Here is a 21,385-nt window from a genome sequence, read left to right on the forward strand (position 1 = left end):
CTTCATCCTTATCCTCACCGCCCACGTCTTCTACAACACCACCATCGTCATCCGCATCGTCGGCAACGCCCTCTCGCGCCTCGACCCAAAACTCGAAGCCGCCGCCCGTTCCCTCGGCGCGGACTCGTTCCACGTGTGGAAAGATATCACCCTGCCATTGCTGCGCCCATCCCTGCTTGCCGCCGCCTTGCTCGTCTTCATGTTTGACTTCACCAGCTTCGGCGTCATCCTTTTATTGGGCAGCTCGAACTTCTCGACCCTTGAAGTGGAAATTTATCTGCGTGTGCTCAAGCTCCCCAACCTGCCGCTTGCCGCATTGCTTTCCATCGTTCAACTGATTTTCACGCTCATCTTTTCTATTCTCTACACCCGCACCATTAATCAAGTCACGACCCAAACCGCGCCGCGTTTTTCAGCCTCGCGTCCTCCCAAAACCATCCGCGAACGAATCTTTGTTTTTACTTTTTACTTATTACTCATTACTTTTTTCGCTCTTCCACTGATTTCCCTCCCCATCCGCTCCCTCACCCGCCTCGAAGCAGACCGTGGTCAACGCGGCGAAGTTCAATACGGATTCACCACCGACTACTACAAAGAACTTTTCATCAATCGCCGCGGATCATTGTTCTACGTCCCGCCGATTCAAGCCGCCGCCAATTCACTCGGGTACGCCAGCGTCACCGTTTTTCTTTCGCTCGCACTTGGTTATCCCGCCGCGTACGCGCTTGCCAAACCGACCCGACTCGAAAATTTCTCGACCCACTTATTATGCTTCCGCTTGGTTCTTCGGCGGTCATGCTAGGTTGGGTTTCATCATTTCTTTCGGACGTTCGCTTGCGTCGCCGTGGTTCGTTCCCATCGCGCATACGCTTGTTGCGCTTCCTTTTGTCATTCGCACACTTCAGCCTGCGCTTGCATCCATTCCTGAACGTCTGCGTCAAGCTGCATCCACGTTGGGCGCATCGCCTTTCCGCGTTTGGCAAACTGTTGATTTTCCAATCCTTTCGCGCGCCACGTTGAGCGCCGCTACTTTTGCTTTCACGGTTTCGCTCGGCGAGTTTGGCGCGACCCTGCTGCTCACCCGCCCCGAATACCCGACCATCCCGATTGCCATTCAACGGTTTCTGTCCCAGCCTGGCGGTCTCAATTTTGGTCAGGCGATGGCGATGGCGACTCTGCTCATGCTGCTCACCACGCTTGCGATTCTTGCCATTGAAAAACTGCGTCTTTCCGACTCTGGAGAATTCTAAAATGCTCGAAGTCCGAAACATTTTCAAAACCTATGAAAACAAACCGCTTCTGCGCGGCATCTCATTTTCAGTGGCGCAGGGTGAAACCATTTGTTTGCTCGGCGCATCAGGAAGCGGAAAGTCCACCCTCTTGCGGATGATCGCTGGTCTGGAGTTTCCTGAAAGCGGACAGTTTCTGTTTAACCAAATTGACCTCGCCCAAACACCGCCTCACCTCCGCGACTTTGGCTTGGTCTTTCAAGACTATGGGCTTTTTCCTCACCTGAACATTTTCGACAACATCGCGTTTGGGTTGAAGATGAGAAACGTCCCCGCCGAAGCAATAAAACCAAGAGTCGCCGAGATGTTGGACTTGGTCAATTTGACAGACTTCGAAAACCGCAAAGTGACCGACCTCTCAGGCGGCGAGCAGCAGCGCGTGGCACTCGCTCGCGCCCTCGCGCCGAGTCCGCGCCTGTTGATGTTCGATGAACCTCTCGGCGCGTTGGATAAATCTTTGAAGGAAGACCTGCTGAATCAAATCCGCGCTATTTTGCATAAGACAAAAATCCCTGCGATCTATGTCACGCATGATCAAGATGAAGCCTTCACTATTGCAGACCGCATCCTGTTCCTGCACGACGGCGAAATCATCCGCGACGGCACGCCTGATGAAGTGTGGAATCATCCGAACTCTGTCCACGCGGCACGGATGTTGGGGATGGGGAATGTTATTGAAGGAAAAGTGCTTGAAATGAAAGAAGAAAGAGGAAAGATAAAGGTCTTTTCAGAAATTGGCACACTCGACGTGGAGTGTGGGCATAATCATTCGACGGGAGATAACGTCTCGTTGCTGATCAGGCAATCGGGTGAAGGAGAGGAGATAAAACTCACAGTGGAAGATGTGCTCTTTGATCGGGATCAGTTTCAGGTTAAGACGGGAAGCGCTGCCCTGAGTGGCGAAGCCGTATCGAAGGGCGGGCTTGTCATCCACATGAAAGACGCACCGAAAATCGGTGAAATTATCCGTGTGCGAGTTAAGGTAGAATGTCTCGCATGAAAATCTTAAAGAAAAATATTAACGATGAAGTGACATGGCAATATGAAGGCGTGGTTTTGAGCCGCGAAAAAAATGCCATTACGCTGGAAGCATTATTCAATCGTGACGACATGCCGTTCATGGGTATCATCCTAAAGCGCAATGACCGTTTCGTGGAGACGTTTTACTCTGACCGCTGGTACAACATCTTTGAAATTTATGACCGCGATGATGGAAAGTTCAAAGGGTTCTATTGTAATATTGGCAAGCCCGCCATTATTGAAGATGACTTTGTTTCATATGTTGATCTTGCGCTGGATCTGTGGGTTTCGGCCAATGGGGATTCAAACTGTTTTAGATGAAGATGAACTGGAAGATTTAAACCTGGATGATGACTTGAAGCAAAAAGTATATGAGAGTCTGCATGAATTGCAGGAGTTGATTAAAACAAAAAGTCCTCACGGCTAGCCGTGAGGACTTTTTGTTTTAATAGTTTTTTTATCCACCACCGCTTGCATGATGGAGTCACCAAAGAACCAACCGCCAGCAACGAACATGCAGCAGCAGCATAATAATACAACAACCACGACACCGATGATAATGGGGGTATTGTTTTTCTTTGGCTCTTCACTTGGGGTAACAGGCATTTCATTCATGATTTCGTCTCCTTATGATATAGGTAGGTCGCGCAAAATAATTTACGCGTTAAAAACTAAATGGTGGAGCGGAAGATATTGACCAGCGAAAAATTTGAGCTTTCAAGTAAATATTGTCCGACGAGTCCTATGACACAGCATAAACAACATAATATCACAGCGCCGATCACTACATAAAGAAGCAGGTTATTTTTTTGGGGCTCATTGGTTGGCAGGGTGCTTTGTTCTGTCATATGACCTTCCAGTAAATTTTGGGTGATTATATCAGGCAGTACGCGCCTTGTCTGTGCGGCGCCAGAGCCACCAAAGTACTAGTGCAAGCAGGACGACCAAAATGGTTCCCATGACGATCGGGAGCAGAATCGCAAACACGGATGCGACGAAAGCGAGGATATCTTCCGCGATGGAGACGGGGACGTTTCCTGCTCCGCCTGTGGTGGCTGTCACTGCCGGGCGTACGGCCGCCGCCTTGACTACATGTACGCCGCCTGCCATCAGCAGACCGCACGCTAATGCGAGGACGGGGTTGATATCGGTCACAACTTTTGCGCTGGCCGCGAATGCAATCGCTCCCGCTGCCGGGCGGACAACAGTTTGAATGAGATCGTTGATGTGATTCACTGCGGGGACTTTATCTGCAACCATTTCGATGATGACCAAAACACCGAGCAAAAGCAATATCCACGGGTTGGCGATCAGGTCCCATGGCTGGCTGAGTTTTAGGGTATCGGGGAAGTAATGTCCGATCACACCTACAACCAACAGCGGGATGTAGGCATTGAGTCCTGCACTGGCTGAAAGCCCAAATGCAGAAAATACACCAAGTAGCATTTCCATTTTTATCTCCTTTTATACGAACTTAAAAGCCTTTTTTCATTGTTTGAAAATCATTATGAATGACTTCCAAAGTTTTGTGATTGATGTTTATCCGGACATTCCGGGAAAACCGCTCCAGGTGCCTGTGAATTGCAGACGTAACAGGTCAATGCTGAGCAGCATGAGCATTGCCAGGGTAAAGCCTGAAAGGAATGGAAGCCAAAGTTGCCGCGCGTGCTCAAATTCGTTATCCTGCCGCATGAGCATGATCCACAAGATGGCAAAGACGATCACGAGCAGGGATAATGTGCCGAGTGCGCTGAGATATGCAATTGGGTAAAGGATGATCGGGCTGTCAGTAAGAATGATCAAATTAATAACAGCGATCAATCCAACAAGCATACCGAAGGATTTCCATTCGAGCGCGGGGCGGTCATCCATTTCACGCCACAGAGTCTGATTGATAACCGGATACAAGACTGCCGCGAGGGCAATTCCCATGCCGCTGCCGGTGAAGAGACGCAGGGTGTTGTTGGGGATATACAGGTTTGGGATCTGATCGAGCGCGCCGCCCGCAGTTTGCTTCATCAGGTATAGATAAGAATTACTTCCATCAATGCCAAAGGCGAGGAAGAACAAAACGAGCACTGCAATGATTCCGCGCGAGGGAAGTTTATTGCGTTTGCCGCTCATAAAAACCTGAAAGATCAATGCAAGGCCTGCCGCGTAAAATTCACCTGTGCAGCGCGCACAAAGCGGAAGCTGGCGGTCGTCAATTTGAAAAGAGCGTGCATCGATGCGATGACAAACGGCGTAACCGATCGCATCCAGTTTGCCGAGTGCGCCCTCGGGAGAAATATACATCCATGCCGCAAAGGCAAGGGCTGCTGCTACTGGCATAAACCAGCGCAGAATGTTCTGTAATTTTTGTCTTATTGGTTGAGTTTCCATTGGGTTCATTATATGGGTAATGAGATTGGATTGCAAGAAAGATGTATACTTTGAAGTGCGTTGTGAAAATATTTTATTTTATTAAGGAGAGTCCATGATGAAGAGAATTGGAATTCTCACAGGCGGTAGCGATGCGCCCGGATTAAATGCCGTGATCCGTGCGGCGGTTAAGACAGCCATCAACGTGTATGACTGTGAAGTCTTTGGTATTCGAAACGGATATGATGGCTTTCTTGAATCAGATGGCGTCGTGCCTTTGGGGATGGAGGAAGTGCGCGGAATTTTGCCACGTGGAGGGACGATCCTCGGGGCGGCAAATCGCGGCAATCCGTATGCGCGGAAAGTAATGCGCGATGGGGTGGAGATCACAATTGATGTTTCAGAAGAGATCGTCAAAGGTATTAAGAAATTAAAGCTTGAGGCGCTGATCGTTTTAGGCGGTGACGGTACTTTGCATATTGCCCACGAACTTGCGTTAAAAGGTGTGCCGATCATTGGTGTTCCAAAAACAATTGATAATGATATTGGCGGCACGGAACTTACCTTTGGGTTTGATACCGCACTGAATATCGCCACTGAAGCCCTCGACCGTTTACACACCACGGCTGAGTCACATCACCGTGCGATGGTGCTTGAATTGATGGGACGTGACGCAGGCTTTATTGCATTACAGGCAGGCATCTGCGGTGGAGCGGATGTGATTCTGATTCCCGAGATTCCGTTTAAGTTTGAAAGTATCATGGCAAAGATCCGCGAACGGGCCGAAAAGGGACGCAAGTTTAGCATTCTCGCTGTGTCTGAAGGTGCAAAGTCACAGGATGGCGTGCAGGTATTTTCACGTGAAGGTGATGATATCTATGTGCCGCGTTTGGGCGGGATCGGTCAAGTGGTTGGGGAATATATTGAGAAGCAGGGCTTCGAATCACGCGTGACTGTTTTAGGGCACCTGCAACGAGGAGGCACACCCACCGCCTTTGACCGTTCGCTCGCCACGCGCTTTGGCGCAGCGGCAGTTCGCCTTGCCGCCCGCGGCGGATTTGACCGCATGGTGGCGTTGCAAAGCGGCAGGGTCACAGATATTTCACTTGTAGATGCAACTGCCATTCCAAAACGTGTGAAGCTTGAAGATGATTCGGTTATCACCGCGCGTAATGTAGGCATTTCTTTCGGAGATGAATAATAAAAGCGGTACGAGACAGTCTGCCTCGTACCGCTTTTATGTTTACCTGATTACTTGTAACTAAATTCCTTATTTCTCAAATACGAACTGTCCATTTTTATAGAATAATTCACCGTCTACAAGGATTTCTGAATCCTGGCGCATATCGCAGATCATATCCCAGTGGATGGCACTCTTGTTTTTAGAACCAGTTTCCGGGTAGCCTGCTCCGAGTGCCATGTGGAAGGAGCCGCCGATCTTTTCGTCGAATAAAATATTGCCGGTGAATTGTTGAATATCGAAGTTGGTGCCGATGGCAAACTCGCCCAGGGAGCGCGCGCCTGCGTCAATATCCAATGTCTTTAGTAGGAAGGTTTCATTTTTATCGGCTTTGGCTCTGGTGACGCGGCCGTTCGAGAAAGTCAACTCTGCGCCTTCAACACTGGTGCCGCCATAATTGGCAGGGTAGGTGAACTTCACCCAGCCATTGACCGATTCTTCAACAGGGCCGGTATAGATTTCACCATCAGGCATATTGTATGTGCCAAATGAATTCATGAATGTGCGTCCCTTAACAGAAAGGGTGAGGTCAACATTCGGGCCGCGTAAAATTACCTGACTCTTACCCGCCATAAAATCCACAGCGGATTGTTGCTTGCTTTCCACTGATTTCCAGAATGCAATTGGATCGTCTTCGTTGGCGTGAACTGCACCAAAGACAAAGTCTTCATATTCTTTAAGACTCATTCCCGCATCTTGTGCGTAGCCATCAGTAGGGAAGAGGGTCGTAACCCATTTGAAGATGCCATCTCCGCCGCGCCGGAATTGTGCTTCGGTGATGGCGGAAAGTGCCTTTCCACGGCGCTGAAGTTTTTCCGGGTCAATATTTGTTGTGCCATGAGTGTTCGTCGCGGAATGAATGCGGATGCGCCCCTCGAACTGATCGTACGCCAATTTGTAAAAAGTGGGCACAAAATCCAGTTGTGTATCCTTGGCATAAGTCAGATACATTTCATCCTGACTGAAGGGCATCATACCCGGCAGCGCCATCATCATATGCGGATGGCCGCCTTTTTCAAGGATCTGGATATAAAGTTCACGTAATAACGGTTCAGCCGCAGTTGTGCCTTCCAATAAAATGCGGTCACCTGGAACCACACGCGCGGAATGTTCCACCAATACTTTTGCAAATTTAGAGATACGAGGATCAGCCACAGAGGACTCCTTGAGATTATGGGTTCAACTTTAATAATTATATCATGCGCTTTTTGCGGTATATTTTGGTAATTATCCATGAAAAAACGGTTTTTTAAGATTGCAATTTTGAGACAATTGAAATAATGTCATTTGAAGCTTGTAACTTATGTCACATGATTTTTTGGGGAAATTGGATATGATAAGTGCAGTTACCAAGGAGCAGACAATGGATTTTCTCTCTCAAAAATCGACAACTGCCTGGGCGGAAGTGGACGAAAACGGACGCCTCATTATTCCGCCCGAAGTTGCCCGCCAATATGGGCTGAATCCCGGCTCCAAAGTTCGCCTCGACGAAGGCCACAACTTTGTGCGCATGCACCGTCCCATCACCCACCTCACCAAAGTTTACATTGAACCAACTGTCGCCTGCAATCTCGATTGCATCACCTGCTTCCGCAACGCATGGGATCAACCCATGGGACGCATGACCGACGAAACCTTTGAGAGCATCTTCAATGGTCTTAAGCAAATGGACCCGATTCCCAATGTGTATTTTGGTGGTATCGGTGAACCGCTCTTCCACCCCAAAACCATCGAATGGATTCGACGCGTCAAAGAACTTGGCGTAAAAGTTGAACTCATCACCAACGGCACCATTCTCACTGAAAAGAAATCGCGCGAATTAATTGATACAGGGCTGGATGTGCTCTGGGTCTCCCTCGACGGCGCAACGCCCGAAACTTATTCTGATGTACGCCTCGGCGCCGAACTCCCGACGATCATCAAAAACCTAGAGCGTTTTGTAAAAATGCGCGCCGCCGGTCATTATCCCTCGCCGGAGATCGGCATCGCGTTTGTGGCAATGAAGCGCAATATTTCAGATCTGCCCCAAGTCATCAAGATCGGCAAATCCCTGCGCGCTAAATATTTCTCCGTCAGCAATCTTCAGCCTGCCACCGAAGATATGCAAGCCGACCGCCTCTACACCCGCACCACGCGCGATATCGCCTATTTGCAGGCGCCGCATCTTCCCAGCCTCAGCCTGCCCAAAATGGATTTTGACGAAACCACAAAGATGCGCTCTTTGAAGTTTTCAACAGCGGCTTGAATATCAGCTATGCGGGCAACAACTGGGGCGGCGCAAACGATGTCTGCAACTTCGTGGAGAACGGAACCATGTCCATTGCGTGGACGGGGGATGTCAGTCCATGCTGGCCGTTGATGCACACCCACATGAGCTATCTGCACAACAAACCGCGACTCTCTCAAAAGCACATCATTGGGAATGTAAACCAACGCCTCCTTTCTGACCTGTGGCTTGATCCCGATTACCTGGCATATCGCGAACGCCTTCACAACTTCGGCTTCGCCCCCTGCACCTTCTGCGGCGGATGCGACCTCTCCGAAACCAACGTCGAAGACTGCCTGGGCAATGACATCGCCCCCGTCTGCGGCGGATGCCTGTGGGCGCAGGGCATTATTCAGTGTCCGTAAAATAATTTTGCATTTTAATGCTCAGATTTATGATCTGAGCATTTTGTTTAGACGCGTGGGGATTAAGGGAGGGATGAGATTTTCGCCAGAACCATGCCCTTGGGGTTTCCTTCCCGCGTTTCATCGAACTATAATCATGCCATCCCGAAGGGATTGAACTGCGTAAGGTGTGTTGATAAAACACCATTCTAAAGAATGGCCTTAACGGTAAAATATAAGCGCCAAAGGATTTTATATTAGGAGTAGAGGTGTAGAAGATGGAAGAGACGATCATGAAAGTTAATTTCTATGCTACGTTGCGTCCGATCGTGGGGCAGAAGACGGTGGAGTTGACTCTCCCGCCAAATACCACTGCCATTCAATTGGTATTGATGTTCGTGAAGGAATACCCGACCATGCGCAAGGAATTGCTGGATGCGAACGATCAATTCTTTCCGCACATGAAGTTCTTTATCAATGGGCGTGAGGCGGTGTACCTGCCCGATAAATTTGACACGGTCATTCAGCCTGATGACAAGGTGGACATCTTCCCGCCGGTGGGCGGCGGCTAATTCCATGCGGACTATTGTCCACGAGATGCGCGGGATTCCTTATTATTTGCTCAAGGAATATTTGCAGGAACTTGGCGGAACGCTGCATGGTGAAGATTTGATCCAGGGAGATGGCTGGAGTGTGAAGATCGAGAAGATGGAACCGTTTCGTCTGTTTTCATTGTCTGTCGGTCAATCGCGTTTGACGATGGAGTTGGAAGAACGTGTTGCAGATGATTTTCTGGAGCGGTTCACGAAGAAGACGTTGAGGGCGGGGGGGTAGGGAAATGCGGAATGATGAAGGAGGAAGGATGAATTTGTCAGCGGGGGGAAATGTTTGAGAAAATAGAATCAGGTTCGAGATTAAGAGAGAAGCGGAAATTAAATCAAAAGCGACGTGTCCATTGGACACGTCGCCTTTTATCTTATTACTTATTACTCGTTACTTATTACTGCCCTTACGCGATTTCCAATTCCTTCAACTTGGCTTCGCTGACGACACCGTTATCCCAACCGCGGGCGGTGTAGTATTCTGCGAGCATGTCGTCCAGTTCGCAAACATGGCCGACTGAGCCGGGCTGTGTGGAGGCTTCCTTGGTGAAGCGATCAGGAAGAATGTCGGAGCCTGCGCCGAAGCCAGCGAGGTTGTTGTAATGGCGTTCGAGGTTGTAGATGCGCTCGCCGGTCTTGAGGACATCGTCTGAGGTGAAGGGGATGCCGACCATGGCAGAGTATTGCTGGGCATATTCATCGGTGCCCATGGCGAAGGCGCTGAATTTGCAGAGGTCCATGCTATCGGAGAAAGCGTGAATGTCCTGGAAGACTTTCACGAGGCCGCCCTTGTCTTTCCAGGCTAGCGGATCGACCTTGAGGGAGCCGAAAGGCATAACGCCCAATTCAGCGGCGGCAACGTAGGCGCGCAGATGGCAGGCGCCGCGGTTGGATGTGGCATAGCCGAGGCCCATGCCCTTCATGCCGCGCGGATCGTAGGCGGGGATGCCCTGACCCTTGACGGTCATGGCGAGTTCGGGGTGACCGAAATGCTTGGCGGTGGCTTCTGCGCCATCAGCCATGACGTTGCCGAGGCCTTCGCGCTTGGCGATCATTGCGGCAGCATTGGTCATGCCATCGGGGTCGCCCCAGGCGAGTTTGCCGTCGCCGTTGGTGTAACCCTTTTCGCTGGCTTCCATCCAGATCGAAAGCGGGTGACCGATTTCGATGGCGTCAAAGCCAAAGTCGTTGGCGAGGTCGATCATCTTGGCGACGAGGCGGGCATCGTTGTTACCGCAGTTCGCGCCGACTGACCATGCCGGTTCGTATTCCACTGATTCCATGCGCAGACCCTTGTACGGGCCGTCTTTGACTTCCACTTCCTTCTTGCAGGCCACAGGGCAGGCGTGACAGGTGGGGTTGTCAACGAGCAGGTTCGCGTTGATATATTCGCCGCTGATCTTTTCGGCGTTTTCGCCGTAGGATGTGACCTGGCTGTTCTTGGTGGGCAAAGCGCCAATGCTGTTGGTGATGTTCATCAACACGTTGGTGCCGTAGACGGAGAGACCGCCCTTGCGCGGGCTGGTGATGTTCTCTTCGGCCATGATGTTCTTGAGGGCGCGGTCGTGAGCGGGTTTCCACTCTTCGCGGTTCGCGGCTTTGACGATCTTCTTCTCAGCCTTGACGACGATGGCTTTGAGATTCTTGGAACCGCCAACTGCACCCGTGCCGCCGCGGCCGGAGGCGCGGTCATCTTCGTTCATCCAGCACGCAAATTTGACGAGGTTCTCGCCAGCGGTACCGATGGTAATGACGGTGAGGTCTTTCTCGCCGTATTTTTCTTTGAAATGTTTAATGGTGTCGTGGACGTTTTTTCCCCAAACTTCGGAGGCATCCATCAATTCAATCTTGTCATCATGGATGTAGGCATAGGTCGGTTTTGCAGCTTTGCCTTTGAAGACGAGGCCGTCAAAGCCAGACCAGCGTAATCGGGCGGCAGACCAGCCACCATGGTGAGAATCAGTTACGGTTCCAGTCAGAGGCGATTTGGTCACAACCGCCATGCGTCCGCTCATGTTGGCTTCAGAGCCGGTGAGCGGGCCGTTCATAAAGCAGAGAATATTATCAGGGGAGAGCGGGTCTACCTTGGGGCCATTATCATAAACATATTTAACACCCAACCCACGTCCACCAATATATTTTCGGGCATCACTCTCTGCGATAGGCTTGACATCCACTTTGCCTGCGCTGAGGTCTACCCAGCCGATCCGATTTGCATAACCACCAAGTTCCATGATGTTTCTCCTTTTTGCAAACGAAAATAAACAGCCGCACGCTGTTTTTGTATTTTTAGAATAGCATCTAAAAAAAACAGAATCAATAATTAAGGAAAAACTTAATCGTAAACGTGACGTTTGTCATATTGCGCATGTTTTCACATTTCCATAAGCCCTGGGATGATATGCGTTATACTTTCGCAATCCAATCCAAATCAAAATCAAAATAAAATGAAACAACTCCTCCAAAACATCAAAAACGGAAACACCATTATCGAAGATGTGCCCGTCCCCACCCCGCGTGAGGGACAGGCTCTTGTCAAAGTTTCAGCCAGCCTGGTCTCTGCCGGAACCGAGCGCATGGTGGTTGAATTTGCCGAAAAAAGTTATCTCGGCAAGGCGCGCTCCCGCCCTGACCTCGTCAAGCAGACCCTTGATAAAGCCAAACGCGAAGGCATCATGCCAACCGTCAATGCCGTCTTCAATCGTCTCGACCAGCCGATGGCGCTTGGCTATTCCACCGCTGGCACCATTGTTGCGCTTGGCAAAAATATGCAAGGCTTCAAGGTCGGTCAACGGGTGGCATGTGCGGGCGGGGGCTATGCCACGCACGCCGAATATAATGTTGTGCCGCGCAATCTATTAACTCCGCTCCCCAAAAATGTGGATTTTGAATCCGCGGCCTTTACCACCCTCGGCGCAATTTCTTTGCACGGCTTCCGTCTCGCAGAACCTCAGCTTGGCGAGAACGTAGCTGTGATCGGTTTGGGTCTTTTGGGATTATTGACGATTCAACTGGCGGCTGCGGCAGGATGCAACGTCCTCGGCATTGACCTCGATCCGAAGAGAATCAAACTCGCTTCTTCACTTGGACTGAAAGCTGTTACCCGCCCGAACGCAGAATCAGCGGCCGCGGCATTCACCGCCAATCGCGGCTTTGACAGTATCATCATCTGCGCGGACACTCCCTCCAATGATCCCGTTGAACTCGCAGGCGTCATCGCCCGTGACCGCGCCAAAGTTGTCGCCACCGGCGCGGTGGGACTCAACTATCCCAAGCAAAATCTACTACGAAAAAGAAATCTCCTTCATTAATTCACGTTCCTACGGCCCGGGCCGCTACGACGCAAATTATGAAGAGAACGGCAATGACTATCCCATTGGATACATCCGCTGGACTGAGGGACGTAATTTTCAAGCGGTTGTAGATTTATTATCAAGTCGAAAGCTGAAGGTCGAAAGTCTCATTTCACATCGCTTCGATATTGAAGAAGGCGTGAAGGCTTACGAGGTAATTACAGGGAAAAAGAAGGAGCCTTTCCTTGGCGTTTTGTTGAAATACGATGAGACGAAAGAAGAAAGAGGAAAGAAGATTGAGTTCTCTCCCACCGTCCACCGTCCATCGTCCACGGTCAAATTAGGTGTTCTCGGCGCTGGACTCTACGCCAATGCAACTTTGCTTCCTGTTCTTAAAAACAACAAAGACTTTGAACTGATCGGCATCGCATCCTCCGGCGGACTCCACGCTCAGCACTCCGGCAAAAAATTCGGCTTTCAATACGCCACATCTTCTGAAGATGAAATTATTAATGACAAAAATATAAATACAGTTGCCATTCTCACCAGGCATGACTCTCACGCGGATCTGGTTGCGAAAGCGTTGAAGGCTGGGAAGAATGTGTTTGTTGAGAAACCGTTGGCAATAAATAGCGTTCAGCTATCAGCGATCAGCAAAGTTCTTAAAGCTGAAAGCTGTCCGCTGACAACTGTTGGCTTTAATCGCAGATTTGCTCCACTAATCCAAAATCTAAAATCGTCACTCGTAAATCGCAACGAACCTCTTCACGCACATTACCGCATCAACTCAGGCTATCTCCCGCTCAACCACTGGACTCAAGACGAAACCCTCGGCGGCGGACGCATCATCGGCGAAGCCTGTCACTTTATTGATACGCTTACTTTTCTCATCGGCGCAGCACCTGTCAGCGTCAGCGCGCATGCATTGCCCAATAACGGCAAATACCGCGAGGACAATGTCTCGATGACCTTCACCTTCCCCGATGGTTCAATTGGCGTAGTGGACTATCTCGCCAACGGCGATAAATCCCATCCCAAAGAACGGCTGGAAGTTTTCTGCGAAGGCATGATCGCAGTGCTGGATGATTATGTTTCGTTGACCACTGTCAAAGATGGAAAGAAAAATGTCCAAAGCGGCGCACAAGATAAAGGCTGGAAGGCAGAAATGGCCGCTTTTGCTGAATCAATCAAAAGCGGGGATGAACCGCCGATTCCGTATGAGCAACTCATCGGTGTGACCAAGTCCACGTTTGCGGCGGTCGAGTCGATACGAAGTAAAAGTCCGATTGAAATAAAATAAATATGCAAGACAAGACTTCCGAGTTCATGCAGAATTCGGAGGTCTTTTTCTCTTAACAGTTATAATTCGCTTACTTCATTTCACGGGGACATAACCCATGCCTGTCAATTGCCAAAATCCGTTATTATCCGTTGAGTTCATCTCTACTATGGCATATCTTGTGACATTATTATTTCAAAATTCCATAAGTAATGAATATATTCTTGCACTTGTTATATAATTTGTAGTGATCATTATTGAAACCCCTTTCAAGGTTTAATTAGCTCATTATCCAAGCGGTGCTTTGAGAATCCCCATGCCAAATAAATTAGAGATTCTTCTTTCCAAATTAAGCGAACAAACTGATCCGGTACAGCGTTTACAGTTGCTGGATGATCTGGTCGAGGAATATGCTGACAGCGATTTTATTAAAGCGTTTGAAACAGTGGAGGAGATGCATCAACTCGCGCTGAAGCATAATTTTGATCAATTTGTTGCGCAAGCGCTTGCTCAAAAGGCTTGGCTTCATATCAGTTTCGGCAATGTGCAGGAAAGTTTTACGTTTGTTACCCAGGCCCGGTTGATCTATACCCGCCTCGGAGATGAAAAAGGACTGGCGAAAACTTCTTTACATGCCTCGGCTGTCTTGCGGCGTTTGGGAGATTACCCCGGCGCTTTAGAAGAGGCGGTTACGGCTTTGGATCTTTACCAGGCCCATGGAGATCTGCGGGGTACGGCGGAGGCGCTGGCGAGGCTGAGTTACTTATATAGCCATCTTGGGGATTATAAGCAGGCGGAAATGTATGGATTGAAAGCATACAACGAACTTGAAGCCATTAAGGGGGAAGATGAATTTTATGCTTTCTCCATCCCCAATAGTTTAGCGATGGCGTATTTTTACCAAAAAAAATATGCTGAGGCGCTGGATATTTTTTTGAGAGAAGCTGACTTTCTCCGAAAGAAAAATAATAAACCGGATTTGGCTGTTGTCCTTAATAATCTGGGCACGGTTCTTTTAGAATTTGATCAATTGGAAGAGGCAGAGCGTAACGTCACCGAGGCGTTGGCGTTGAATGTGGAAACCAATCATCGTTATGGTGAATTGAATTGTTTATTTACACTGGGGGAGATTGAAGAAAAGAAAAAAAATTATGAAGAGGCAATATTATATTTTAACCAATCTTTGGAGAAAGCGAATGCGCAGCATGTGGAGCAGGTCGTTTATGAATTACACGACCGCCTGGCTGCCGTGTATGAAAATCTGGGGCAGATCGATCTGGCATTCGCCCATCTCAAGAAGTATCGAGAAATAAGAGAGACTCTGTTTAAAGCCGAATCTTTGGATCGAATCCGCGGCTTGCGGATCGTGCATGAGATGAAGCAGGCAATGGATGAAGCCCGACGTAACGCTGAAGTTGTGACGCAGCGAAACCATGAGATCGATTTATTAAAAAGAACTCTTGTGGTTATGCCTACAATCTCTGAACGACGGGAAGTTTTGGATATTGTCTGTAAGGAGTTGTTAAGCGTCTTGAAATCCACTGTCAGCGTTGCGGCTGTATTGAGTGATGACCAGTCTCAGGCCGTCATTGAGGCGGGGTTCCGTGGAGATGCCCGACTTGATTTAGTTGATTTCAATGTAGGGGAACTGATTGCGCGTGACGCGCCTCTTGTCGTTGATTTGCTGGATAAACAACAGGTTGTGATGATTAATGATGCCATAGCTTCTTTCGGCAGCACGGAATTGGCAAATATGTTCACGGATTTGGATGTTGTTGGTTTGCTTTTTCTGCCCATTGTGATTCGGAAGCGTACCGCAATCATCCTTGTTGCAGGGTTTGATGTTATGCGAGAGTTTACCAGTGCAGATAATAATCTCGTCACAGCCTTGACTGCATCTTTAAGTCAGATCTTTGAAAATGCTCAACTTTATCAGGATTTATTGCTTTCACATGAAACGCTGTCAAAAGCGTATGATGCCACCATTGAAGGATGGGCAAAGATACTGGAGTTGCACGATCTGGAAGCGGAAGGACATGCGCGACGTGTGACTGAACAGACTGTCAAGCTTGCACGGGCGTTCGGTTTAAGCGATGAGGAGATTGTCCATATTCAACATGGAGCCCTGTTACACGATATTGGTAAGTTGGGAGTTCCTGATCAAATTGTACTTAAGCCAGGCAGTTTGACTGACGAAGAATGGACAATCATGCGTAAGCACCCACAATACGCTTACGAAATGCTTGTGTCGATCGACTACTTGAAACCTGCTTTGGATATTCCGTATTGCCATCATGAAAAATGGGACGGGAGTGGATACCCACAAGGCTTAAAGGGCGAGCAAATCCCGTTAGCAGCGCGGCTTTTTGCAGTTGTCGATGTATGGGATGCTCTTCATTCTGACCGCCCGTATCGAAAAGGGTGGAGCGATGAAAAAATTAATGAATACATTCACTCATTGGCAGGTATACAGTTTGACCCCAAAGCTGTGGAAGCTTTTTTTATTATGATGAAAAACAATAAAACAGAAAAGTAAGGCGTTGATGGAGGATGACCTCCCTCTGTTGATGCGCGCATATCCTGATTCGTGGATGGTTTGTCGATCCCTTGCCCGTTCCACTGGGGTTACCTTTCGCCCCCTGCCTCCCGCACAGGAGCCCTTTAACTGTGGAGGGATATAATCTCATAAAATCACTTATTTTTGGGGAAACCCTATGACCACTAACCGCCCTCTCCGCGTTTTCCTCTGCCATTCATCCAATGACAAACCCGCCGTGCGTGAGTTATATCAAAAACTGCGTGCCGAACCGTGGATTGAACCGTGGCTGGACGAAGAAGAACTCTACCCAGGGCAGGATTGGAACATGGAGATCGAAAAAGCCGTCGAAGCCGCCGACGCAATCATTGTTTGCCTTTCCAAAGGCTCACTAACCAAAGAAGGCTATATTCAACAAGAATAGTTTGTCTGTTGCCGATTACAAACCCGAAGGCACTTATATTTTCCCGTGCGTCTGGAAGAATGTGATCCGCCAGACGATTGCGCGCTTGGCAATATGCAGATTATTTTAAGGTCAACGTGACCGAGCATTTCAAAGATTGATAGTCAGTTTGAAAAAACGCGTCGACTCTCTTGATTTGAAAATTGAAAAATCTGTACCCAAACGAGAAGAAAAGGCAGTTGTAGAAAAGAAAGTCCCTGAAAATAAAACGAAGCCTTATTCTAATAAAGAAACGAAAGTAAAAGAAAAGAAACTTCTTGCTGAAACACCTGGCCAAAAAAAGACGTAAAACCTGTTGAGAACATACCTGTTATCAGAACGCCCAACCTCATTCATGCCCGCCACCGAACAAAATCACCCTCTTCCAACGGCATGGACTTTATGCGCGTCCTGCAGGCAAATTCTTGATGGAGATGGCAGAGGATGAAAACTCACAATGTTGATATTCCCTACGACTATTGGATGGGGCGTTATCCTATTACAAATGAACTATATAACACATACATAAAATCTGAAGGTGGTAAACACCCTGTTAATGGTTGGGAAAAGAAAAAGGATCATCCCGTTGTTAACGTATCATGGAAGGACTCAATGGCGTATTGCCAATGGCTGAACAACCTGTTCGAAAATGAATTGCCAGCAGGAAGGATTTTGCGTTTACCTACCGAATCCGAATGGGAGAAAGCTGTACGTGGCACAGATGGACGCGTATCCGGGGAAATACTTTGAAAAAAAAAAGTAACGTGCCTTCAAATCTTTTTTGGCTTGGCACGTCTTTATAAATGAACTCCTGTAAGAGCTATTCTCCCAGGAGATTGACTTATGACTGCGCCGACATGACAGGTAATGTTTGGGAATGGACCAGCAAGATAAGCCTTATCCCTATAATGCTAATGATGGACGTGAGGGGAGGACAGGCGTGACGAAGCGGGTGTGCGCGGGGGCACATACTTCGATGTGATGGCGCGTTGTGCGTTACGACAGCCAACTCCCAATAACAATAAGGGTTGCTCACATTGGCTTTCGTGTTGTGATGTGTGTTGGCTACTTTTCCGCAAGAAAATATTTCTAAATTTTGTCAGCGGAAATCTTATCGAAACTTAAAGATGTAATTTTCCACCTCGCCTTCACAGGGGAGAAAACCATCCCGACGAATTCACGAATACTCGAATTGCAACACGTATTCAGAATTGAGGTGATATATTCGTGGACGGTTTTGAACGTCCCCTTGTAATTTGTTCCACTTCAAACTGGGGAAGCTAACCATCCATCAATGGGCACGCAATGCACGGAAATGGACGACTCCGATTGGTGGAATTCGTGGCAATATCCATCACACAGACTTCAAGGGGCCTTGGTTCTTTTATAATGAATGCGACCTTCCAACTTTCAACCTGATACCTGCCACCTAATCCCCCAACTGGAGCCCTCATGCAACTCAAAGGAATATACGCCCCCATCGTCACCCCGTTCAACGCGGACGAAAGCATCAACTACCCCGTCCTTGAACAACTGATCGAATACCTGATCGCCAACAAGATCGCAGGGCTTGTCCCAGGCGGCACCACGGGCGAAGTCTACGCCTTCACCGAAGCCGAACGGCTGGACATTTTCAAATTCACCAAAGAAAAAGTCAACGGGCGGGTCACGCTCATTGCAGGCACCAACTCTGGCGCCACGCGTGACGTTGTCCGCTACTCGCAGATCGCCGAGGGCATGGGCTACGACGCGCTCATGGTCGCCGTCCCGCCGTATTCACGTCCCAACCAGCGCGAACTGCTCGCGCATTACGAAGCCGTCGCCAAAGCCGTCAAAATTCCCATCGTGCTTTACAACTTCCCCTGGCGCGCGGGCACCGAAGTCAGCTACGAAGTGATGGACGGTCTGACCAAATACGATCACATCATCGGCATCAAAGAAGCCAGCAGCGACATGTCCCGCGTCTACGAGTTCCGCCTGCGCTACGGCGACCGCTATCAAATGATCTGCGGCTCCGACGATCAGGCGCTCGACTACTTCCTGTGGGGCACCACCTCATGGATCGGCGGCGCCGCCTCCTGCGCTCCGCTCGAACATTACAACGTCCTCGAAGCCGCGCTCGCCAACGACTTCGTCACCGCCCGCCAGCACATGGACAAGCTCCTCCCGCTCCTCCGCAACATGGAAAGCGGCGGCTACACCCAAAAGGTCAAACTCGGCTGCGAACTGCGCGGCATTCCGGTTGGTAAGCCACGCCAGCCGTTGCTGCCCTGTCCGCTGAAGACCGCGCAGAATTTGAGCATCTTCAAAACCATTTAAACACGGCAGGTGAGCCAAACGTTAAACCTTCGTGCCCTTTGTGTCGCGTTAATTCTTTGGATGTCCACCCCATGAAACGAATCCCATATTTAGATTCCCACACCGGCGGCGAACCCACGCGATTAATCACCTCGCTTCCCTTCGACCTCGGAACTGGTTCCGTTGCTGACAAATTATCCACGCTGAAAAAAGACCACGACGACTTCCGCACCACCGTCCTCAACGAACCCCGCGGCTCAGACGTGCTCGTCGGCGCATACCTCGTCCCGCCCGCTGACCCGACCTGTCAATTCGGAGTCATCTACTTCAACAACGTCGGCTACCTCGGCATGTGCGGACACGGCACCATTGGTCTCATTGCATCACTGGCATATTTAGGAAAAGTCCAACCTGGAGTGATTCGAGTTGAGACTCCTGTTGGAGTTGTTGAAGCTACATTACACCGAGGGTCGAGTAGCCGCGAAGCGGCGTATCGAGACCCGGCGTTGTATCCAAATAAAGTTTCCGTCAAAAACATCCCCGCCTACCGCCACTTGACTCACGTCCCTGTCACCGTTGACGGCAAAACCATCCACGGCGACGTGGCGTGGGGCGGCAACTGGTTCTTCCTCTGCCACGACCACGGACTTGAGGTCAACATGCAAAACCTCGAAGCGCTGACCGAATTCTCATGGCGCGTGCGTGAACAACTCACCGCCAACGGCATCACCGGCGCGAACGGCGCAGAGATTGATCACGTGGAATTATTTACTTCCACACCCGATGCCGACAGCAAAAGTTTTGTCCTCTGCCCCGGCAAAGCCTACGACCGCTCTCCCTGCGGAACAGGCACCAGCGCAAAACTCGCCTGCTTGTACGGCGATGGAAAATTGCAAGTGGGTCAAACATGGAAACAACAAAGCGTCGTCGGCAGTATCTTCGAAGGCAGTATCCAACTCGACGGCGACAAGATCATCCCAACCATTACAGGCGAAGCATGGGTCATGTCCGAAGGCACGATCTTGGTGGATGAACGCGATCCGTTTGGAAAAGGGATTTAGTAGAAAAAAATGAACCGCAGAGGCGCAGAGCGCGCAGAGATTTTAAAGTTCTTCTCCGCGTTCTTTGCGCCTCTGCGGTGATTTCTTTTGGAGTTACACATGACAATAAAATCAGATGTACTCATCATCGGCGGCGGACCTGTCGGCTTAAGCTGCGCCTATTATCTTTTGAAATCAGGCCGTAAAGTCACAATGCTCGATGCGAAAGAGATCGGCAAAGGCAGCGGGTCAGGCAACGCAGGGCACATCGTGCCGAGTCATATTATTCCGCTGGCGGCGCCGGGCGTGGTGACCTCCGCTCTTAAGTGGATGCTCGACCCCGCGCACAGTCCGTTTGGGATGAAGGTCAGCCTCGACCCGAATTACATTTCATGGCTTTTGAAATTTGTATTGGCTTGTAATGAATCCAATGTGCAGCGCAGTATCAAACCGTTGAATGATCTTGGTCAATTGAGCGCAAAGAATTTTTCGCAAATTATTGCCGAAGAAAAGTTCGATTGCTCGTATCAAGAGAAAGGCTTGCTCTTTTTATACAAAACCGAAAAAGCCTTTCACGATGGACAGCACGAAGGCGAGTTCATGCAGAAGCATGGGATTCCTGTCAGCGTGTATGACAAGACGAAAATTCACGAGATCGAACCCGCCGCATTGGACGACATCATCGGCGGCGTGCATTTCACCGGAGACTCACATCTCAACCCTGCGGTGTTTCTCAAATTATTAAGTGACCGCGTGCTCGAGATGGGTGCGGAGATGATCGAGCATACGCCGGTCACGGGATTTGAATCAGCGGAGGGGAAAGTCAAAGTTGTAAGAACAGGCTCGGGGGCGTTTGAAGCGCAGCATGTCATCCTCGCTGCCGGTGCGTTGACTCCGTCTGTTGCAAAAGATTTGAAGTTGAATATTCCCATCCAACCAGCGCGCGGATATAGCATGACGATGTCTGCCACGCAGACCATGCCGAGCCACGCATTGATCCTCGGCGAACGCAGAATCGCAGTCTCGCCCGTAGACGGATTGCTCCGTTTCACTGGCCGGCTTGAAGTGGGCAATTACAGCATGGAGCCGAATCCCGTTTGGATAGAGCGCATCGAAAACTCTGCGCGCGAGTATCTGCGTTTGGATGAAAAACTGGATGTGAAAGAAACCTGGGCCGGACTGCGCCCCACCACGCCCGACGGTGTTCCGATCATCGGGCGTTCGCCGAATCACAGCAATTTGATTCTCGCCACAGGCCACGCCATGTTGGGGCTGTCACTTGGCCCGGGCACAGGTCAGGTGGTGGCTGAGTTGGTCAATGGGCAGGAACCCGCTTTCAGTTTAAGTCCGATGCGTTTGGAGCGTTTTGGATGAG

Annotated in this window: 24 protein-coding genes; 18 read left to right on the forward strand and 6 right to left on the reverse strand. The window is 49.7% G+C overall.

Translation table 11 applies throughout. The features are described 5' to 3' along the window. The 4 genes from IPL71_RS08105 to IPL71_RS08120 all read left to right on the forward strand — a co-directional run. On the forward strand, positions 1-802 hold an 802-nt coding region (locus IPL71_RS08105), incomplete at its 5' end, for an ABC transporter permease (protein ID WP_345320572.1). 1 nt (position 803) lies between these two features. Further along, on the forward strand, positions 804-1,250 hold the full coding sequence (locus IPL71_RS08110) for an ABC transporter permease subunit (protein WP_345320573.1): 447 nt from the start codon (positions 804-806) through the stop codon (positions 1,248-1,250). Position 1,251: 1 nt separating this feature from the next. Beyond that, positions 1,252-2,289: an ABC transporter ATP-binding protein gene (locus IPL71_RS08115; RefSeq protein ID WP_345320575.1), complete on the forward strand. Its 1,038-nt coding sequence runs from the start codon at positions 1,252-1,254 to the stop codon at positions 2,287-2,289. Continuing rightward, a complete protein-coding gene (locus IPL71_RS08120) occupies positions 2,286-2,630 on the forward strand; it encodes a ribonuclease FAU-1 family protein (protein ID WP_345320578.1) in 345 nt (114 codons plus the stop codon). The genes IPL71_RS08115 and IPL71_RS08120 overlap by 4 nt, the downstream gene beginning before the upstream one ends. 102 nt (positions 2,631-2,732) lie before the next feature. On the opposite strand, the gene IPL71_RS08125 is transcribed toward IPL71_RS08120, so the two are convergent. The 4 genes from IPL71_RS08125 to IPL71_RS08140 form a co-directional block, all read right to left on the reverse strand. Then, complete coding sequence (locus IPL71_RS08125; RefSeq protein WP_345320579.1) at positions 2,733-2,924, reverse strand: hypothetical protein; 192 nt, start codon at positions 2,922-2,924, stop codon at positions 2,733-2,735. Between the two features lie 56 nt (positions 2,925-2,980). Beyond that, complete coding sequence (locus tag IPL71_RS08130) at positions 2,981-3,157, reverse strand: hypothetical protein (RefSeq protein WP_345320580.1); 177 nt, start codon at positions 3,155-3,157, stop codon at positions 2,981-2,983. Positions 3,158-3,188: 31 nt separating this feature from the next. After that, entirely contained in the window at positions 3,189-3,761 is a 573-nt protein-coding gene (locus IPL71_RS08135; RefSeq protein WP_345320581.1) for a DUF4126 domain-containing protein, read from the reverse strand. An 87-nt stretch (positions 3,762-3,848) separates the two neighbouring features. Next, the gene (locus IPL71_RS08140; protein WP_345320582.1) at positions 3,849-4,691 is read right to left on the reverse strand and encodes a DUF2085 domain-containing protein; all 843 of its coding nucleotides are present in this window, start codon (positions 4,689-4,691) and stop codon (positions 3,849-3,851) included. 94 nt (positions 4,692-4,785) lie between these two features. On the opposite strand from IPL71_RS08140, the gene IPL71_RS08145 reads away from it, so the two are divergent. Then, on the forward strand, positions 4,786-5,871 hold the full coding sequence (locus IPL71_RS08145; RefSeq protein WP_345320584.1) for a 6-phosphofructokinase: 1,086 nt from the start codon (positions 4,786-4,788) through the stop codon (positions 5,869-5,871). 69 nt (positions 5,872-5,940) lie between these two features. Here the strand turns inward: IPL71_RS08145 and IPL71_RS08150 are convergent, their stop codons facing one another. Next, positions 5,941-7,065, reverse strand: coding sequence for an aminopeptidase (locus IPL71_RS08150; RefSeq protein WP_345320586.1), 1,125 nt, complete (start codon positions 7,063-7,065; stop codon positions 5,941-5,943). 208 nt (positions 7,066-7,273) lie between these two features. On the opposite strand from IPL71_RS08150, the gene IPL71_RS08155 reads away from it, so the two are divergent. From IPL71_RS08155 to IPL71_RS08170, 4 genes are all read left to right on the forward strand, one after another. Beyond that, entirely contained in the window at positions 7,274-8,155 is an 882-nt protein-coding gene (locus IPL71_RS08155; protein ID WP_345320587.1) for a radical SAM protein, read from the forward strand. Next, positions 8,152-8,541, forward strand: coding sequence for an SPASM domain-containing protein (locus tag IPL71_RS08160; RefSeq protein ID WP_345320588.1), 390 nt, complete (start codon positions 8,152-8,154; stop codon positions 8,539-8,541). Before IPL71_RS08155 ends, IPL71_RS08160 begins: the two co-directional genes overlap by 4 nt. Positions 8,542-8,813: 272 nt before the next feature. After that, the gene (locus IPL71_RS08165; RefSeq protein WP_345320589.1) at positions 8,814-9,092 is read left to right on the forward strand and encodes a ubiquitin-like small modifier protein 1; all 279 of its coding nucleotides are present in this window, start codon (positions 8,814-8,816) and stop codon (positions 9,090-9,092) included. 4 nt (positions 9,093-9,096) lie between these two features. After that, positions 9,097-9,354 (forward strand): MoaD-like domain-containing protein, encoded by a 258-nt coding sequence (locus IPL71_RS08170; protein WP_345320590.1) that lies wholly within the window; start codon positions 9,097-9,099, stop codon positions 9,352-9,354. Between the two features lie 175 nt (positions 9,355-9,529). Here the strand turns inward: IPL71_RS08170 and IPL71_RS08175 are convergent, their stop codons facing one another. After that, positions 9,530-11,356 (reverse strand): aldehyde ferredoxin oxidoreductase family protein, encoded by a 1,827-nt coding sequence (locus IPL71_RS08175; RefSeq protein ID WP_345320591.1) that lies wholly within the window; start codon positions 11,354-11,356, stop codon positions 9,530-9,532. A 213-nt stretch (positions 11,357-11,569) separates the two neighbouring features. On the opposite strand from IPL71_RS08175, the gene IPL71_RS08180 reads away from it, so the two are divergent. The 9 genes from IPL71_RS08180 (at position 11,570) to IPL71_RS08220 (ending at position 21,384) form a co-directional block, all read left to right on the forward strand. Then, positions 11,570-12,433 (forward strand): zinc-dependent alcohol dehydrogenase, encoded by an 864-nt coding sequence (locus IPL71_RS08180; protein ID WP_345320593.1) that lies wholly within the window; start codon positions 11,570-11,572, stop codon positions 12,431-12,433. Beyond that, on the forward strand, positions 12,345-13,715 hold the full coding sequence (locus IPL71_RS08185; protein ID WP_345320594.1) for a Gfo/Idh/MocA family oxidoreductase: 1,371 nt from the start codon (positions 12,345-12,347) through the stop codon (positions 13,713-13,715). The genes IPL71_RS08180 and IPL71_RS08185 overlap by 89 nt, the downstream gene beginning before the upstream one ends. Positions 13,716-14,010: 295 nt before the next feature. After that, positions 14,011-16,230: an HD domain-containing phosphohydrolase gene (locus IPL71_RS08190; RefSeq protein ID WP_345320596.1), complete on the forward strand. Its 2,220-nt coding sequence runs from the start codon at positions 14,011-14,013 to the stop codon at positions 16,228-16,230. A gap of 178 nt (positions 16,231-16,408) precedes the next feature. Beyond that, on the forward strand, positions 16,409-16,654 hold the full coding sequence (locus tag IPL71_RS08195) for a toll/interleukin-1 receptor domain-containing protein (protein ID WP_345320598.1): 246 nt from the start codon (positions 16,409-16,411) through the stop codon (positions 16,652-16,654). A gap of 148 nt (positions 16,655-16,802) precedes the next feature. Beyond that, the gene (locus IPL71_RS08200; protein WP_345320600.1) at positions 16,803-16,982 is read left to right on the forward strand and encodes a hypothetical protein; all 180 of its coding nucleotides are present in this window, start codon (positions 16,803-16,805) and stop codon (positions 16,980-16,982) included. 134 nt (positions 16,983-17,116) lie between these two features. Next, positions 17,117-17,422 carry a formylglycine-generating enzyme family protein gene (locus IPL71_RS08205; RefSeq protein ID WP_345320601.1) on the forward strand — a complete coding sequence of 102 codons (306 nt, stop codon included), beginning with the start codon at positions 17,117-17,119 and terminating at the stop codon, positions 17,420-17,422. Between the two features lie 702 nt (positions 17,423-18,124). Then, on the forward strand, positions 18,125-18,991 hold the full coding sequence (dapA, locus tag IPL71_RS08210; RefSeq protein WP_345320603.1) for a 4-hydroxy-tetrahydrodipicolinate synthase: 867 nt from the start codon (positions 18,125-18,127) through the stop codon (positions 18,989-18,991). Between the two features lie 71 nt (positions 18,992-19,062). After that, positions 19,063-20,031 carry a proline racemase family protein gene (locus tag IPL71_RS08215; RefSeq protein WP_345320605.1) on the forward strand — a complete coding sequence of 323 codons (969 nt, stop codon included), beginning with the start codon at positions 19,063-19,065 and terminating at the stop codon, positions 20,029-20,031. 99 nt (positions 20,032-20,130) lie between these two features. Further along, complete coding sequence (locus IPL71_RS08220; RefSeq protein ID WP_345320607.1) at positions 20,131-21,384, forward strand: NAD(P)/FAD-dependent oxidoreductase; 1,254 nt, start codon at positions 20,131-20,133, stop codon at positions 21,382-21,384. Position 21,385: the final 1 nt, after the last annotated feature.

The organism is Candidatus Villigracilis proximus (assembly GCF_016717045.1).
Taxonomy (GTDB): Bacteria; Chloroflexota; Anaerolineae; order Anaerolineales; family Villigracilaceae; genus Villigracilis; species Villigracilis proximus.